This is a genomic window from Brevibacterium aurantiacum, from assembly GCF_003932995.1.
Classification (GTDB): Bacteria; Actinomycetota; Actinomycetes; order Actinomycetales; family Brevibacteriaceae; genus Brevibacterium; species Brevibacterium aurantiacum.
In genome coordinates, this window is the sequence record NZ_CP025333.1 from 174,446 (window position 1) to 191,132 (window position 16,687).

The following is a 16,687-nucleotide window of genomic DNA, read 5'->3' on the forward strand; positions in this document are numbered from 1 at the left end:
CGGTTTCATGCACCGAGATCTGCGGCCGAGGATCTTTCAGGTCATCACCTCACAGTGAGTGAAGCGACACTGTTTATTGCCCACTGTAAAGCCTGTTTCTGAGCACGCTTGGGAGAGTCGTCCATGATGAGAGCGGCCAGTTGCGGGACGATGTGTGGCCAGGCTGCGAGCCCGATTATTCCAAACAGGATCGGTGCGGCTTCCTTCGTCTCGATGTTCAGACGTTGTGCCAAGGAAGTGACTTTATCCTGGTAGTACACCGATCTGGAATCACTCTCCGGTTCGACGGTGTCGGGTTCGAGTGCTTCCCATTGCAACAGGCGCAACAGGTCCGGATGCTTGGCATGGTAAGCATTGACTGCTTGTAGATACGCGGAGAGGAACTCTCCTGGCGGCAAGTCTCCTTTGGGATACGGGACAATTCCGAGCAGAGAATCCAGTGCGTCAGATAACACGGCATGGAACATGCCTTGTTTGCTGCCGAAATATGCGTAGATACGTTGCTTATTCACACCGGAATTCGCGGCGATTCTATCCGTACGAGCTCCGGCAAGTCCGTGCTTCGCGAACTCCTCACGGCCCGCCTCAAGGAGCGCTCGTTTGGTGTTTTCTGGTCCAGCCATGTCCCCAGCGTAGAAGCTCCACCACTGAGAAGCAACCAACCAGATAGTTGCCCAACTAACCAGTTGGTTGTAGCGTGATGTGTATGCCCACCTCCCGACCAATCATTTCTGACGCGCCACCCATGCCTGCCACCCGACCAAAAATTTTGGATCGAGCGCCTCTCTCGATCACGTTCTTTGTAGTACTTGCCCTGGTGGTGCTCTCACAGCTCTACGGTGCGCTCGTGCTCGGTCCGGCTTCGGCCCTCGACCTCGGTGCTGATCCGGGCACCTCGGAATTGGTGCAGTCCCTATTCGGGGTTGCCTATGCGATTGGTTTCCTCGTCTGGGGGCCAGCGGTCGATCGTTATGGTGCGACAAGGTGCTTTCTGATCGGCCTGACCGTACTGCTTGCAGCCACTGTCTTCGTGGCTTGTGCCCCGAGCATGTCTTGGCTTCTCGGTGGCAGGATCGTGCAAGGTGCCGCCGCGGCAAGCTTCGCCCCATCGGTTTTCGCATACTTCGGTGCACGCCTGCCGACCGCTGTCCGCTTAATCGCCGTGACCGTACTGACCAGTTCTTTTCTTGCTGCCGCGGTGCTTGCGCAGGTCCTCGCGCAGCTCGTCGTGTTAGCGGGCTCATGGCGCTGGTTCTTCATCCTCAGCGCGATCACCCTGACTTTAGGGCTGGTGCTTGCCATGCGTGGTCTGCGGCCTACTCCCGGCAGCGCAGAAACTGGTCAGAACGCCACGAGGATACTTGCAGGCCTTTTGGGCAGGTTGCGCATTGTCTTACTGTTAATCGCAACGCTGGCGATCCTTGGCCCATTCATCGCGCTCTACGCAGCCCTCGGGCACACCGGTCACTACCCGGACAGCGAGCTCCTGATGCTGCGCCTCAGTGCACTGCCCGCTCTGATCTGGGCTGGAGCCGCTTCACCCTGGCTTACTCGAATCCGCCCAAGTACACGCATGATTACCGCATTTACCGGCGCAGCGCTTGCAAGCACCCTGCTTGTTTTCACCGGGCACAGCGTCCTGGGCGCAGGATTCGGCATGCTCCTCCTTGCCACCTGCGTGTCGGTGCTCGCCCCGGCAACAATCCAAACCCTCACCGGCATGTCCCCAGAACATTACGGCAGTGTCACAGCGCTCTACACCTTCGCACTCTTCCTCGGCGCCAGCCTTGCAGCTCTGCCAATCCCGGTGCTTGCAACATTGGCCCAAGTATCAACTACTGGGCTCGTGCAGGTCACGGCACTCATCGCAATCCCCATTTTCTTACTCGCCCTCACATTCACGATTTTCGGGTCTCGAACCCCACAGCAGCCTCAATAAATCCCTGAAAGGAACACCATGTCAGAACATCTTCTCCCTACCCTCAGAATCCCTGAAACGTTCACCGAGGTCACGACTCGGCAAGAACACCAAGGCACAACCCCGGTCACCGTAACCCGCCACCATCCAGGCACTGACCCGAAGTACGGGGGCGAACACGTAACCACCGTCTTTGGAGACGACCGCATCCTCTACGGCTACACCCGCCAAATCAGCGGTTTCGAACCTGACGCGATCCCGACAACTGGAGAAGCCCACCACACGGCATTCGAATTCCTGCGCAGCATCGATTCAGGCTTCACTGAAGGACTCACTGTGCAGTGGATCGACCGACATGACGAAACCATAAGAGGCGAAGACGAAGCGCCAACACTTGTCTCTGGGATGAAGGTCAAAACCCGTCATAGCTTAGGCCTCTATACCTGGGTCATTGTTGGTGCCGGTAACCAGATCGTCACTTACGAACGCGATATCGAGTGGAACAGCGGACACTCGCGCCGCAACACAGCAATGTGGTTGCATGACGCCTGGATCACTGCCCGAGACAACGGCGGTGATGAAATCGGCGGTCTATACGCACCTCTGAACGCGTAATTTTGGCCAAGGAGTGAGTCCTCGGTGAGACCCCGTCAATTGCGGCGTGGATGCAGGTCTGAGTTTTGAAGAGTGAGCGCACCTTCCAAGTGAGCCGGTGTTTCTTATGGAAGGAGTCGATGATGTCTACAGCTACGGATCTTGCCGAAATTGCGCGTGCGATCGCTGAACAGGCCGAGAAGCTGGACCGGGCGAGGGGTGCGTTACGTGAGCATCCGGAGCAGGTTGCCGATGTCGTGGATCCTCTTGTGGGCATGCTGTTGTCGATAGATCGAGTGATCGATGCTGCCGGCACTGCGTTCCAGGAGCATGGTGCGACCGCGGTCACAACATTCGGGGATCAAGCGCGTGGCTCGGCGCGAGCGATGTTCGATGGCGGTCTGTTGACGGCGGCTTCGGACCAGGTGCTGAGTTTGCGGAACACGCTGATGGGAGTCAGTGCGGAGTCGTCGTCTTTGGTGTGGCCAGAGCATGATCCGCTCGCTGCAGAGGAGCTTCTCAACTATCGACGGTTCCTCGAGCAGCGGGAACGTCAGCTCGACCCGGACGCCGAGTCACGGCCGACAGCTGCTGAGTCGCCGAAGCGTGGCGGGGTCGAGCGTCCCTGATTCCAGCCGTATCGGGCGATGTGCGGGGCGGTTGACGTGACAGTTTCGATCCGTGTGATGACCGCCGGTGACGGCTACCGGTACCTGCTGAACTCTGTGGTCGCCGGTGACGGTGACCGCGACGCGGCATCCGTCCTGACACGGTATTACCTCGAATCGGGCACACCGCCTGGCACATGGATCGGCTCCGGCATCGCGGGACTCTCTGATGACATTCTTCCCGGTGGTGCGGTGTCTGAAGAGCAGCTACGACGCCTCATGGGTTACGGCCAGAACCCAACCACGGAGGAGCAACTGGGCCGCCCTTACCGCAAATTCGCGACCGCAAGCGACCGTGTGCAGCGGCGCCTCACACGCTTACCCGAGAACCTCACTCCGGCCGCACTCTCCACACAGACGGCGCTCATCGAAGCAGAGGAAGCAAGCAAACCAACCGGTGCCCCAGTTGCAGGGTTCGACCTGACTTTCTCCGTTCCGAAGTCAGTGTCGACGCTGTGGGCGGTGGCCGATGGTGGAACGCAGACCCTGATCGCGCAAGCGCACCACGCCGCAATTCAAGACGTCCTGGAGCTGTTGGAACGCGATGTCGCGATGACGCGTGTGGGAGTGAAGGGCCCGCGTGGCGCGGTCGCGCAAACTGATGTGCGCGGTGTGATCGCCGCCGCCTACGATCATTACGACTCTCGATCCTCGGACCCGCAACTGCACACTCACGTAGTCGTGGCGAATCGCGTTCAAGGAGCACGGGATGGGAAGTGGCGCACCTTGGATTCCCGTGCCCTGCATACGGCGGTGACGGGGCTGTCGGAGCATTACAACGCGGTTCTCTCTGATCACCTCGCCGCGATCCTGGGTGTCGGGTGGGAGGCGCGCGACCGCGGGACGGGCAGATCGACGGCGTGGGAGATCACCGGTGTCCCACAGTCGCTGATGAACGAGTTCTCCTCCCGCACGCGCGGCATCGAACAGGTTAAAGACCGGCTCGTGGCCGAATATGTTGCCAAGCATGGGCGGCAACCATCCTCGAAACTGCTGTGGCAATTCCGACAGCGGGCGACGCTGGAGACTCGTCCGCCAAAGCAGAATCATTCACTCAGCGACCTCACCACTGCGTGGCGGGAGCGCGCCACCCGCGTGCTCGGTGAAGATGCTCCGACGTGGGCAAGCGCCCTCGTAGTGGGGAGTGTGCGGGAGCCGTTGCTGCGCGCGGATGATATCCCGCTCGATGACCTGCGCACGGTCGCTGAGAGTGTGGTGGCGCAGGTGGGTGACCGGCGGGCGACGTGGAAACGATGGAATTTGCACGCCGAAGCCGTCCGACAAACCATGGGCCTCCGGTTCGCCTCTGCGACCGACCGTGACCTGATCACCGGGCAAATCGTCGATGCCGCGGAGAAAGCGTCGTTGCGGTTGACGCCGCCGGAGCTCGCCTCCAGCCCACCCATCTTCCAACAACACGACGGACAGAGCGTGTTCCGGCCGAAGGCATCGACCGTGTTCTCCTCCGAGCGTGTGCTTGCCGCGGAAGACCGACTCCTTGCCGCTTCAGAGTCACGGATGGCTCCGACGGTGCCGTTGGCGTGGATTGAACATGCTGCGCGGTCGAAGAGTGCTGCTGGGCTTGTGCTGTCGGTGGATCAGGAGCAGGCGATCGCGAAGATCGGCATCTCCGGTCGCACTCTCGATGTCCTGGTCGGCCCCGCAGGTACAGGGAAAACGACGACCATGAGCGCCCTCCGCAGGGCGTGGGAGAAGAACCACGGTGCCGGGTCCGTGGTCGGCTTGGCCCCGTCCGCAGCCGCAGCGGATGTCCTCGCCCAGGACCTCGGCATCAGCACCGAGAACACCGCGAAATGGTTGCACGAGCACCGCCGCGGCACCTGGAACCTCACCGCTGGTCAACTGGTGATCATCGACGAAGCGTCCCTCGCGGGAACCCTCGCATTGGACACGATCACCGCCCACGCCGCCGACGCGGGCGCGAAGGTACTGCTGGTGGGTGATTGGGCGCAGCTGGCCGCGGTCGACGCGGGTGGAGCATTCGGGATGCTCGTCCGAGATCGAGGCGACGCACCGGAGCTGCTGGACGTACGCCGCTTCCGCAACGACTGGGAGAAACACGCCTCCCTGCAGCTACGCCTCGGCGACACCGACGTCATCGACACCTACCTCAAGCATGACCGCGTCACCCCGGGAACCTACGAAGACATCCTCGACGCCGCCTACCAAGCCTGGGTCAGCGACCAAGCCGCGGGCAAGACGTCGGTGCTGATCGCGGAGACCCTCGACACTGTATCCGAGCTGAATACGCGTGCCCGCACCGACCGAATCCTCGCTGGAGATGTCGCCCTGGATGGGGTGAAGTTGCACGACGGGAACGAAGCCTCCCGCGGCGACTTGGTCATCACCAGGCGAAACGACCGCCGCCTCTCCCTTGGACGCGGCTGGGTGAAGAACGGAGACCGTTGGCACGTCACCCACGCACACGACGACGGATCCCTCACGGTCCGCCGGGCACACTCTCGGTGGCGGACCACGATCATTCTGCCCGCAGCCTACGTTGCTGACCAGGTCGACCTCGGATACGCGATCACCGCGCACAGGGCACAGGGCTCCACCGTCGATACCGCTCACGCGATCGTCCACTCACCGGAAGTCACCCGTGAGTCGCTCTACGTCGCGATGACCCGCGGCCGAGAATCCAACCGCGTCTATGTCGCCACCGACCAGCATCATCTGGAAGAACATCAACACCGAGACGACCTGGAACTGAGCGCACGAAGCATTCTCTATGGCATCCTCCAACATGTCGGTGCCGAACAGTCCGCACATGACACCATCACCGCAGAACAAGACATGTGGGGGTCGCTCGCGCAGCTGGCCGCCGAATACGAGACCATCGCCACGGAAGCCCAACAATCCCGGTGGGTCACCCTCCTCGAAACAGCAGGCCTCGGCACCGCCGTCGTTGACGATCTTGTGGAGACGGACTCGTTTGGGATCCTCACCACGGAGCTTCGTCGCCTCGAAGCCGAGGGGCACAACATCGACGACCTCCTCTCACGCGTCATCCGCGCAGGAAACCTCGAAGACGTTGAAGATCTCGGATCGCTGCTGCGGTTCCGGATCCAGAAAGTCACGGCGACCTACCCCGCTTCGTCGCGCCAGGCTCCCGGCCTGATCATCGGTCTGGTGCCCCGGGCCACGGGCATCACCGACCCTGCCATGCGGCAAGCCCTTGAGGAACGGGAGCAGCTCATGCAGGCGCGGCTCAACATCCTCACCCAGGCGGTGCTCGAACACGCTGAGCCCTGGGTCACGGCGCTCGACATTGCTGACCCGGCGGTGCGGCAGAGCACGGTGCGGGCGGTTGTCGCGTATCGGGATCGGTGGGGCATCACCTCGACAAGCCCGCTCGGGCCAGTCCCGGCGGATGATGCGCAACGTATCGACTACCAACGCGCCCGCACCCGTATCCGTGAGTCAGAGCACACTGACCAGACATCTGGCGCAGCGACCATCCGTGATCAGAGTGGTCGAACCCTCCGATGAGCCCAGAAGTTGCCTCGATAAACTCAATGTATGACTTCTGTGAGCGGGAGGCGGATCAACCGCAGTACCCGGAACAATCTGCTCGACTGGCTCGCCCTATCCGAATACCGCTGGTCCGGACGGTTGGAGCACCCCGAATTCCTAGCGCGCCTCTACAAACTAGAGCTGCTGCCCAGCACGGATTCTCGATATAACACCGCCACTGGCGACATTTACCAGCACACCGTCAACAACTGGGATTGGGAAGACGATTGGGTCTTCAGCGACGACCGATTCCAGCTCCGAGACGGCACCGACGAGAACCTTCTGAACTTCCTTGTCGAAACGGTGCACCCAGTTGTGCGGGACGATCCTGAAGCGGCTGCGGCGATGGTGACCGCTTACAACGACACGCTCCGCCGCGACGGATTCGAACTCTATCCGGCGGATAACTTCGGCGACCGCGTCATCTATGCGTCACGACACATCGCTGCCTATCACGCGCCCGCAACGCTGACTCTGACCCAGACACCAGATCTCACTGAGAATGCGGTTCTCCGGCGACACCTGGACATGATCGACCGCGATCTGAACGATGACCCTGCTACCGCTATCTCCTCGTGCAAGAACTTGATCGAGAGCCAGTGCAAGATCGTCCTTACTGACCTCGGCGTCGAGTTCTCTGAGCGAGATGAGCTTCCCGGGTTGTTCGCGAAGGTCTCATCAAGCCTCAACATCAATGCGAATGCGGTCGAAGGTGACTCACGCGGCAGCGATGCCTTGCGAAAGGCTATGCGCGCGCTCACCACTACGGTGCAGTCCATCGCCGAATCGCGAAACTCCATCGGTAACGGACACGGTGCCAGCGATTTGAGCCCAGCCTCCCCGAGACATGCCCGCCTTGTGTTCAACTCCACAGTCGCCGTGGCACAGTTCATCGCCGACACCTGGCACGAACACTCCAATAACGAATAGACAGATGAGTGAGGGGCTGCACCATCCAGTGGCGCAGCCCCTCACTCATCATTTCTGCCCTGGGCTACTCCTGCGTGAGTTCCTCGAGTTCCGCGGCGAGATCCTCGTCGCGAACGTACCCGGTGCGCTCCCGATACAGGGCGAGCTTCCTCCCGAACCAGAGGATCCCGCCAGTCGCGGTCAGCATCAGCGCGGCGATAATCCCTGCCCAGGACCATCCGGCTCCAGTGACCGCAAGCGACGGAGGTCCAGACGGGGTCACCGGTTTCTCGACCACCTTCGTGGTCTCACCTGCTGCTCCGCACTCACCGCGGTGCAGCATCTCACCGTCCCGGTCGTAGAGCGTTTCGATCCAGAAGTACGTGCCCACTTCCTCGAACACCACTTCGGCCGACACATATTCGCCTGCCCCAGTGACCGGGATGAGTTCGTCGTGCGTGTCGAACACCAGGTTCTCGACGTCACACACCGCCTCAGCGCCGGTTTGGCGGTAGGCCTGGAACACGAGCATCGCACCCTCTGGCACATCGCCGGTGACAATAGCGACGTCGTGAGCTGGATCGCCGAGCGTCACCTCGGGGACCGCTTTCGTCGTCACGGTGACGTCGGTGGGACGTTCGTGCACGATGGTCGTTTCACCGGGCGCTCCGATGAAGCCCTCCGCGAGCACGGCACCATCTGGGGCGTGGAGCGTTTCGACCCAGAACACGAGCCCCGCCGTATCCACGCTCGTGACCCCGGATTCATACTCGCCAGCCCCATCCACCGGGATTTCGTCGGAGATGAAGAACGGTTCCCCCTCTTCACCCATCATCGGCTGCTCGGAGTATGGGCCGTAGGCGCGGAACACGAGATATGCGCCGTCGGGCACATGCCCTTCGACGATCGCGGTGTCGCTGATCGGGTCGCCGACGAACGCTTCCGGGGTCGCCTTCGTCGTCACCGTCACCTCCACACCCGGTGCGGGCGGTTGGGGTACGTAGAAGCGTTCCAGAATGTCCGCCGGTGAGGAGCGGAACGGTTGCACCCGGTCATCGCCTGCAAAATCTGAGACAATCACGTAGTAGCCCGGCTCGGTGGGGCGAATCTGATCTGCATCGGTATAGCCCAGCTGGTAGGTGCCGTTGCGTGCCGGAGTCGTGAGCACCGTCAACACCGGAGCGTCATCAACCACCAGTTCATCAGTCAGGACCGTGTCGGTGTCAAAGGGGCCGTAGACGGTGTGTCAAGCACCGGGTTTCGTAGAGGCTCCTTTTCTTGGTTTCCTAAGCAGCCGCGGGTTCAATCGCGGGCTGGTTGATCCATTCCGAATGGACCTCGAACGGCGGGCGGTAGTCAATCGCTGAATGCAACCGTGTCTGGTTGTACCAGGCCACCCACTTCGACGTCTCCGCCATCACCTCGATCAACCCCGACCACACCTTCCGGTCAATCAACTCTGCCTTGTAGACCGAGTTCAGAGCCTCGGCCATGGCATTGTCGTACGAGTCTCCACGTGACCCCACCGACGCCACGACCTCGGATTCCGCCAGGGTCTCGCCGTAGCGAATCGATCGGAATTGAACGCCGCGGTCGCTGTGGTGGACAAGCCCGGAGACATCTTCACCACCCCTATATTTCGCCGCCAGAGCCATCGTCAGAGCGTCCCTGGCCAGAGACTCCCGCATATGGTTCGTCACCTGCCAGCCGACGATCTCCCGGTGGAACACATCAAGGATGAACGTCGTGTACACCCACCCAGCAGACGTCGGAACATAGGTGATGTCAGCGACCCATAGACAATTGGGTGCCGGTGCTGCGAACTCACGCTCGACAAGATCATCCGGACACTCCTCAGCCCTAGCCGAAGCCGTCTTCGGACGCTTCCGCTTCCGCCGGATCCCGTCGATGCCCAACTGGCGCATCAACCGCTCCACCGTGCACCGAGCAACATGCCCGAACCGATCGGTGTACTCGCGGTTGATCGCCTTCCACATCTTCCGCACCCCGTAGCAGGAGTAGTTCGCCTCATAGACGTCCTGGATCACCACCATCAGCGCCTGATCCCGACGGGCCCTAGCCGATGGCTGACGCTTCTTGAACGCGTAATACGAGCTCACAGCAATCCGTGCCGCCGTCCTCTTCAGGGCGCGCACGATTGGCTCGACTCCGAACTCGTCGCGATGATCGTCGATGAAGGTGACGATTACTTTGATGGGCGGTCGAGCTCCGCCGCGAAGAAAGCCGAGGCACGGCGAAGAATCTCGTTTGCCCGTTTCGATTCAGCCAACTCAGCCCGCAACCTACGGTTCTCAGCCTCAAGATCAACGGAGTCCGCCGGCGTCGCTGTGCCCGAGTCTTTGTGCTTACGCACCCACACCCGCAGCGCTTCCTTGCTCACCCCGAGCTCTTTGGCTACACGGGCAATCGCTCCGTTTGCGGTGTTCGGATCCGCTTGAGCATGGATGACGAGCTCGACGGCACGAGCCTTGAGCTCGTCGGTGTACTTCACTGGCATGAGAGAATCTCCTTCTTCCAATCTCCCTGCCTCTATTATCCCCGCCGATGTCACCGACCCGACCGATATGGCCGACCTCATTGCAGCGACCGGCAACGCGTCCGCAGCAACCGGCAATGCACAGGATTCTCCGGTGACCGTCTATCTCGCACTGCCCACCGGTCTCATGCCCGATGCGCTGCGAGCCGTGGCGGCAGCGGACCTTCCCGCAGGCAGTCGGATCGCGATGGAGAAGCCCTTCGGCGATGACCTCAGCGGTGCCGAGGAACTGGACGACCTCCTCGGCGAGCTCTTCGCTGATGAAGCTGCCACGATCGTCTTCAACGTCGACCATGCCCTCGGGATGGCTCCGCTGCAGGCGATGCTGGCACTGCGATTCGCCAACCCCCTGCCCGAGGCGGTCTGGAACGGTGAACACATCGAGGAGTTCCGGCTGCTGTGGGATGAGGCCATCGCGCTCGAGGGGCGAGCCCGGTTCTACGACAGCACGGGCGCCCTCAAGGACGTCCTGCAGAACCACCTGATGCAGGTGCTGACGATGAGTGCCATGGAGCGGCCCGAGGGAATCGAATCGGGGTGGCCGAGCGCGGCAGAACTGCACGCCCGCAAAGTCGAACTCCTGTCCGCCGTTCGACCGTTGTCGCCCGCTGACGTTCTGACCTCCACCCGTCGCGCCCGCTACACCGCCGGGACGCTCGCCGACGAACCGGAGGCCGCGGGGAAGATGGTGCCTGACTACATCGACGAAGACGGTGTCGATGGGAACCGCGACACCGAGACCTTCGCCGAGGTTGTCCTGCAGATCGACTCTCCCCGCTGGGCAGGTACCCGGTTCCGTCTGCGCACGGGAAAGGCTATCGACTGCACACGCAAGGGCATCGAAATCCTCTTCCGCCCCGTCGGTGCTGCACAGCAGGGTGCGCGCTTGTGGATCGGCCTCGACGGACCCTTCGACATCGAGCTCGCTCTCAATTCGAGCAGCTCCCGAGACAGATTGACCCCGATGAGTCTGATCGGTGAGCAGCCGAAACCGGAGCTCTCCCCGTACGGACATGTGCTCAAGAACATCCTCGATGGAGAGTCTGACCTGGCCGCCGGACCGGAGGAATCGACACTGGCCTGGCAGATCCTCACCCCGGTCCTCGAAGCCTGGGCAGATGGGTCCGTGCCGATGGAGGACTATCCCGCGGGCAGCTCGGGCCCGGATTCGGAGCCACCGCCAGGACCGCAGCCTCAGCCGGGCGCAGGGGAGCAGCCATGAGAGCCGAGCAGATCACCGATCCGATCGCCTATCACGGCGAAGGCCCTGCGTGGTCGCCGTCCTGGGGCGGCCTGCGCTGGGTCGACATGCTCGCCGGCGACTTCCTGACGCTGCGTGATGACCGGATCGAACGCCAGCACGTCGCCGAGGTCGCCGCGGCAGTCCGCCCTCGCCGAGGCGGTGGCGCGGTCATCGGAATCGAGCGCGGTTTCGCCCTCGAAAGTCCCGACGGGCAGATCGACCCCCTGCCCGAAGTGTGGACTTCGCCGGGCATCCGCATGAACGAGGGCGGCTGCGATCCGCAGGGGAACTTCTGGTGCGGATCGATGGCCTACGACCAGAGCCCCGGCGCGGCATCGCTTTATCGTCTCAGTCCCGAAGGCCGAGTCGACATCATGCTCGAGGGCGTGACCGTATCCAACGGCCTCGAATGGAGTCCCGACGGTTCACTCGCCTACTACAACGACACACCTACGGGCCAGGTTGCCGTCTTCGACTTCGACCCCGAAGAGGGACTGCGCAACCGTCGGATCCTCGTCGAACTCCCCGACGGCGGTCGTCCCGATGGGCTCACCGTCGACAGCGAAGGCTGTGTGTGGACGGCCGTGGTCAACGGGGGAGCGGTTCACCGCTACCGACCCGACGGCACCCTGGACGGAATCGTCGACGTCGGCGCCGGCAAGGTCACTGCCTGCACGTTCGGCGGAGAGAACCTCGATCGGCTCTTCATCACCACCTCGCAGGAGAATGTGGACACAGCGGCAGATCCACTGGCGGGTGCCCTGTTCGTCGCCGAGGTGGGGGTGGCCGGACTGCCGCTGCGCGAGTTCGCAGGGTAGGAGTTACGGTCAGCTCCCAGCTGGCCGTTTGTCAGCTGGCCGATTCTCAGTCGGCCGACTCTCAGACCTCGAGGCCGTTGAACGCCATCGAGGTGACGGCGTCGGCGATCCTCTCGGGGTCGACGGGGTAGCTGGGGCGATACCACTCGGTGATGGAGTTGACCATGCCGAAGAGCAGACGTGTGATCAGGCCGGGTGTGAAGTCCGAGCGCAGCCCGCCCTCCTCGATCGCTGCGGCGACGAGGACGCGAATCTTGTCGTCGATCTTGCGTCGCTGCTCGAGAGCTTCGACCTCGACGGCGGAGTTCCCGCGCACTCGCAGCAGCAGAGTCACGGAGTGGTGGTACTCGATGAGGATGACAACGCTGGCATGAACGGCGGCACGCAGGCGCTCGAGGGCGTCCAGCCCTGGGCGCTGACTCTCGGCCTCAACTGCTGAGTCGAGGGCGCGAATGCCGCGGTTGATCGCCAGATGCAGCAGCTCTTCCTTCGACTTCACGTGATGGTAGATTGCAGACTTCGTGATGCCGAGCTCGCGGGCCACGGTGTCCATCGATGTGCCGTCATAGCCGCGCGTGACGAAGACCTCGGTGGCCTTGTTGATCAGCGTCTCCCGGTCATAGCCGGGCCGTCCGCGACGATTGCGCTTGGGTGCAGCGTCCACGGAAGCATCGACACCCGACTCGATGTCAGGTGTCGGCGCAGGTGAAGTCGTTTTCGGCATGCGCACCAGTCTAACCAGCCTGTACCTGGCAGCTCATCGCAGGCCCTCGCGGCGATCGATGATGCGCTTGAGCTTGCCGACCGAGCGGGGCAGCTCGCCGGGCTGGAGCACCGACACGGTCGACGAGACGCCGAGGCGCTCCTTGATCCGAGCGGCGACCAATCCGCCCAGGCCGTCGAGTTCGGCGGCGCCGACTCCTTCGCGGCACTCGACCTCGACGGTGACCTCGTCCATTCGGCCGGGGCGGGTGAGGACGAGCTGGAAGTGGGGGCTGAGGTGGGCGAACTCGAAGAGCACGGACTCGACGTTGGCCGGGTAGACGTTGACGCCGCGGATGATGATGAGGTCATCGGAGCGGCCGGTGATGCGTGAGATGCGACGGAAGTTCGGGTTCGCGGTGCCTGGCAGCAGGCTCGCCAGGTCGTGGGTGCGGTAGCGGATGATCGGCAGGGCTTCCTTCGTCAGCGAGGTGAAGACGAGTTCGCCCTCTTCGCCGTCGGGCAGAACCTCGCCGGTGTAGGGGTCGACGATCTCCGGGTAGAAGTGGTCTTCCCAGATGGTCGGTCCGTCCTTCGTGACTGCGGATTCGCAGGCCACGCCGGGGCCCATGACCTCGGAGAGTCCGTAGATGTCGACGGCGTTGATGTTGAAGGACTTCTCGATCTCCTTGCGCATCTCGTCGGTCCACGGTTCGGCGCCGCAGATCGCGGTCTTCAGGCTCGTCGTGGTCGGGTCGATGCCCTGCTTGTGGAATTCGTCGAGGATCGTGAGCAGGTAGGTCGGCGTGGCCGTGATGATGTCGGGCTTGAAGTCCTGGATCAGCTGCACCTGGCGCTGAGTCTGGCCGCCGGAGATCGGGATGACGGTGAAGCCGTGGCGCTCGGCGCCGTGGACGCCCAGTCCGCCGGTGAACAGGCCGTAGCCGTAGGCATTGTGCATCATCTGGCCGCGCTTGCCGCCGGCGCCGAGGATCGAACGGGCGATGAGGCTGCCCCATTTGTCGAGGTCACCCAGTGTGTAGCCGACGACGGTCGGCAGTCCGGTCGTGCCCGAGGAGGCATGGACACGGGCGACTTCTTCGCGCGGAACGGCGAACATCCCGAACGGGTAGTTGTCGCGCAGATCCTGCTTGTTCGTGAACGGCAGTTTGGAGATGTCGTCGAGACTGGTGATGTCCGCGGGAGTCACGCCGAGGTCGTCGAAGGCCTTTTTGTAGAACGGGACCTTCTCATAGACCTTCGTGACCGTGGATTTGAGGTTCGCGAGCTGGTCGGCGCGCAGCTCGTCGAGGCTCATGCGCTGTCCGGCGTCGAGTTCGGTGTCAGTCATCGTTGTCTCCTTGGTCAATCCTGTTGTGCTTCGCAATTCGTGGGGCGCCGAGGTGGGGCGCCGTTTCGGGGGAGTGCCGGGTGAGGGGAGGGGTCAGGTCGAAGGTGTCGCGGGCTTCGGTGGGGGCAGGGTGCGGGAGCGGCCGCGATAGGTGGCAACGATCTCGTCGCCGCGAGTGACTTCGATGTCGTAGATGCCTGAGCGGCCCTGTTTGACGATCTCTTTGCCGCGGGCGATGAGTTTGTCGCCGACGTATGTGGGCTTGAGGAAGTCGATGTCGCCGCCCGAGGCGACGGTGATCGAGCCGGGGTAGTTGCAGGCCATCGCGAAGGTGGTGTCGGCGAAGAGGAAGATGTAGCCGCCGTGGGTGATCTCGTGCCCGTTGGCCATGATGTCGGTGATCGTCATCGAACACTGCGCCCAGCCGGGGCCGTGGTCATCGACGGTGATGCCCAGGTGCTGAGATGCGCGATCGTTGGCGAACATCGCCGCAGCACCGGTCAGCTGCTCGCTGTCCGTGCCCGATTCGGCGCTCGTACTGTCGGCAGACGTCGCCGTGCGAGCGGTTGTCGTTGCCTCGGGACTGGGCTCTCCCATGTCAGGCTCCCCTTCGAGTCGCTGATTGCTGTGGTGATCACTCGCTGGGCAGTGGTGACCTTATGTGGACGATGGCTGTCAGCAGTCCGAAGTTCCCGGTCGTGGCACCTTCGAAGAATAAACGACCATCTGGTCAATAAATATGGTTGTGATCGGCGTCTCTGTCAAGTCGGACGGCCAGTTCTCGCCAAAACTGGCGGATTGGAACCCTGAGGTGGGCGGGCCTGAAGCTCGAGACATCGACGGAGCGCCGAGGCCACTGTGCCTGCGTCGTTGCCTCGGAGCGACGCCGGTGTGTCGAGGGAGATGCCGCAAGCGTCGCTGTTGCCGCTCAGTGCGTTGCACCTTGGCGTGCGGTGTGCCACACTGATAGTGAACAATACAGAACAAATGGTCAGTAAATGGTTTCGCCGGTGCGTCGGACTTACGATGGGCGGACCGAACGCAGAAGCCGGAAGGGCACGTCCAAGGGTGGAGTGGTCATGACAACGCAGATCAATGAGAACCAGTTCGACGCCGAAGAGCTCGAGGCTCAGTTCGAGGTGACGATCAAAGCCAAAGACCGGATCGAACCGCGCGACTGGATGCCGGAGAACTACCGCAAGACTCTCGTGCGGCAGGTGGCCCAGCACGCGCACTCGGAGATCATCGGCATGCAGCCCGAGGGTAACTGGATCTCCCGCGCGCCCTCGCTGCGCCGCAAGGCGATCCTGCTGGCCAAGGTTCAGGACGAGGCCGGTCACGGCCTCTACCTCTACTCCGCCGCCGAGACCCTCGGCGCAACCCGCAACGAGCTCACCGAGAAGCTCATCGCTGGCAAGCAGAAGTACTCCTCGATCTTCAACTACCCGACGCTGTCCTACACCGACGTCGGCACGATCGGCTGGCTCGTCGACGGTGCGGCGATCTGCAACCAGGTGCCGCTGTGCCGGACCTCGTTCGGCCCCTATGGTCGCGCCATGATCCGCGTCTGCAAGGAAGAGTCCTTCCACCAGCGCCAGGGTTACGAACTGCTGATGACCATGATGCGCGGCACCGAAGAGCAGCGCGCCTCGGTCCAGGAATCGGTCAATCGTTTCTGGTGGCCCTCGCTGATGATGTTCGGCCCACCCGATGATGACTCACCCAACACCGAGCAGTCGATGGAATGGGGCATCAAGACCCACACCAACGACGAGCTGCGCCAGAAATTCGTCGACATGTCCGTCCCGCAGGCCGAAGCCCTGGGCGTGACCTTCCCCGACGAGGGCCTGAAGTGGAACGAAGAACGCGGCCACTACGACTTCTCGACCCCTGACTGGGACGAGTTCTGGGCCGTCGTCAAGGGCAATGGCCCCTGCAACGAACAGCGTGTGGCCCACCGCAAGCGCGCCTGGGACGAAGGAGCATGGGTGCGTGAAGCCGCGCTCGCCTTCGCCGAGAACACCACAAACACCACCTCCGAGGAGGCCGCCAAATGAGCGCAGACACCAACTCCGGCACCGCAGGAACCCCGAGCGTCCGCGGCGAATGGCCCCTCTATGAGGTCTTCGTGCGCGGCAAGCGCGGACTCAACCACGTCCACGTCGGATCGCTGCACGCTCCCGATGACCAGATGGCCCTGCGCCACGCCCGCGACGTGTACACCCGCCGCAACGAAGGCGTGAGCCTGTGGGTCGTGCGCTCCTCGTCGATCACGGCCTCGAGCCCCGATGAGAAGGACCCCATGTTCGCCCCCGCAGGCGACAAGGTCTACCGCCACCCGACCTTCTACGACATCCCCGACGATGTCCCCCACATGTGAGGAGGGTCTG

General features: G+C 62.6%; 14 protein-coding genes, 2 pseudogenes and 1 other annotated feature. Of the genes and pseudogenes, 9 read left to right on the plus strand and 7 right to left on the minus strand.

Features of this window, described 5'->3' with window-relative positions:
- Positions 1-44: 44 nt before the first annotated feature.
- Complete coding sequence (locus CXR25_RS00795; RefSeq protein WP_087053563.1) at positions 45-623, minus strand: TetR/AcrR family transcriptional regulator; 579 nt, start codon at positions 621-623, stop codon at positions 45-47.
- Positions 624-706: 83 nt separating this feature from the next.
- Here CXR25_RS00795 and CXR25_RS00800 point away from each other — a divergent pair, with 83 nt between their 5' ends.
- The 5 genes from CXR25_RS00800 (at position 707) to CXR25_RS00820 (ending at position 7,647) form a co-directional block, all read left to right on the plus strand.
- Positions 707-1,939 (plus strand): MFS transporter, encoded by a 1,233-nt coding sequence (locus tag CXR25_RS00800; RefSeq protein WP_006822418.1) that lies wholly within the window; start codon positions 707-709, stop codon positions 1,937-1,939.
- Positions 1,940-1,957: 18 nt separating this feature from the next.
- On the plus strand, positions 1,958-2,533 hold the full coding sequence (locus tag CXR25_RS00805; protein WP_006822417.1) for a hypothetical protein: 576 nt from the start codon (positions 1,958-1,960) through the stop codon (positions 2,531-2,533).
- A 119-nt stretch (positions 2,534-2,652) separates the two neighbouring features.
- The gene (locus CXR25_RS00810) at positions 2,653-3,141 is read left to right on the plus strand and encodes a hypothetical protein (protein WP_096157933.1); all 489 of its coding nucleotides are present in this window, start codon (positions 2,653-2,655) and stop codon (positions 3,139-3,141) included.
- A gap of 36 nt (positions 3,142-3,177) precedes the next feature.
- Positions 3,178-6,693, plus strand: coding sequence for a MobF family relaxase (mobF, locus tag CXR25_RS00815; protein ID WP_101584780.1), 3,516 nt, complete (start codon positions 3,178-3,180; stop codon positions 6,691-6,693).
- 30 nt (positions 6,694-6,723) lie between these two features.
- Positions 6,724-7,647, plus strand: coding sequence for an abortive infection family protein (locus CXR25_RS00820; RefSeq protein ID WP_096157934.1), 924 nt, complete (start codon positions 6,724-6,726; stop codon positions 7,645-7,647).
- 64 nt (positions 7,648-7,711) lie between these two features.
- Here CXR25_RS00820 and CXR25_RS18745 read toward each other — a convergent pair whose 3' ends face one another.
- The 3 genes and pseudogenes from CXR25_RS18745 to CXR25_RS19425 all read right to left on the minus strand — a co-directional run.
- Positions 7,712-8,821 carry a hypothetical protein gene (locus CXR25_RS18745; protein WP_180959278.1) on the minus strand — a complete coding sequence of 370 codons (1,110 nt, stop codon included), beginning with the start codon at positions 8,819-8,821 and terminating at the stop codon, positions 7,712-7,714.
- Between the two features lie 91 nt (positions 8,822-8,912).
- A pseudogene (locus tag CXR25_RS00830) lies at positions 8,913-9,949 on the minus strand (IS3 family transposase); the annotation flags it as partial.
- Positions 9,744-9,872 (minus strand) — a sequence feature (AL1L pseudoknot). Its footprint overlaps the pseudogene before it by 129 nt.
- 21 nt (positions 9,950-9,970) lie before the next feature.
- A pseudogene (locus CXR25_RS19425) lies at positions 9,971-10,225 on the minus strand (transposase); the annotation flags it as partial.
- Between CXR25_RS19425 and CXR25_RS00840 the strand changes: the two are divergent.
- Positions 10,143-11,405 carry a glucose-6-phosphate dehydrogenase gene (locus CXR25_RS00840; RefSeq protein ID WP_164513912.1) on the plus strand — a complete coding sequence of 421 codons (1,263 nt, stop codon included), beginning with the start codon at positions 10,143-10,145 and terminating at the stop codon, positions 11,403-11,405. The pseudogene CXR25_RS19425 and the gene CXR25_RS00840 sit on opposite strands and share 83 nt — an antisense overlap.
- On the plus strand, positions 11,402-12,244 hold the full coding sequence (locus CXR25_RS00845) for an SMP-30/gluconolactonase/LRE family protein (protein WP_125240286.1): 843 nt from the start codon (positions 11,402-11,404) through the stop codon (positions 12,242-12,244). The genes CXR25_RS00840 and CXR25_RS00845 overlap by 4 nt, the downstream gene beginning before the upstream one ends.
- Before the next feature lie 61 nt (positions 12,245-12,305).
- Here the strand turns inward: CXR25_RS00845 and CXR25_RS00850 are convergent, their stop codons facing one another.
- The 3 genes from CXR25_RS00850 to paaI form a co-directional block, all read right to left on the minus strand.
- A complete protein-coding gene (locus CXR25_RS00850; protein ID WP_096145783.1) occupies positions 12,306-12,968 on the minus strand; it encodes a TetR/AcrR family transcriptional regulator in 663 nt (220 codons plus the stop codon).
- 33 nt (positions 12,969-13,001) lie between these two features.
- Positions 13,002-14,297, minus strand: coding sequence for a phenylacetate--CoA ligase PaaK (gene paaK / locus CXR25_RS00855; RefSeq protein ID WP_069599190.1), 1,296 nt, complete (start codon positions 14,295-14,297; stop codon positions 13,002-13,004).
- Positions 14,298-14,390: 93 nt separating this feature from the next.
- Positions 14,391-14,894 carry a hydroxyphenylacetyl-CoA thioesterase PaaI gene (gene paaI / locus CXR25_RS00860; protein ID WP_009882062.1) on the minus strand — a complete coding sequence of 168 codons (504 nt, stop codon included), beginning with the start codon at positions 14,892-14,894 and terminating at the stop codon, positions 14,391-14,393.
- A gap of 482 nt (positions 14,895-15,376) precedes the next feature.
- Between paaI and paaA the strand changes: the two genes are divergently transcribed.
- Both paaA and paaB read left to right on the plus strand, forming a co-directional pair.
- Positions 15,377-16,354, plus strand: a complete 978-nt coding sequence (gene paaA, locus CXR25_RS00865; protein ID WP_009882063.1) for a 1,2-phenylacetyl-CoA epoxidase subunit PaaA — start codon at positions 15,377-15,379, stop codon at positions 16,352-16,354.
- Complete coding sequence (gene paaB / locus CXR25_RS00870) at positions 16,351-16,677, plus strand: 1,2-phenylacetyl-CoA epoxidase subunit PaaB (RefSeq protein WP_009882064.1); 327 nt, start codon at positions 16,351-16,353, stop codon at positions 16,675-16,677. Before paaA ends, paaB begins: the two co-directional genes overlap by 4 nt.
- The last annotated feature ends 10 nt before the right edge of the window (positions 16,678-16,687 follow it).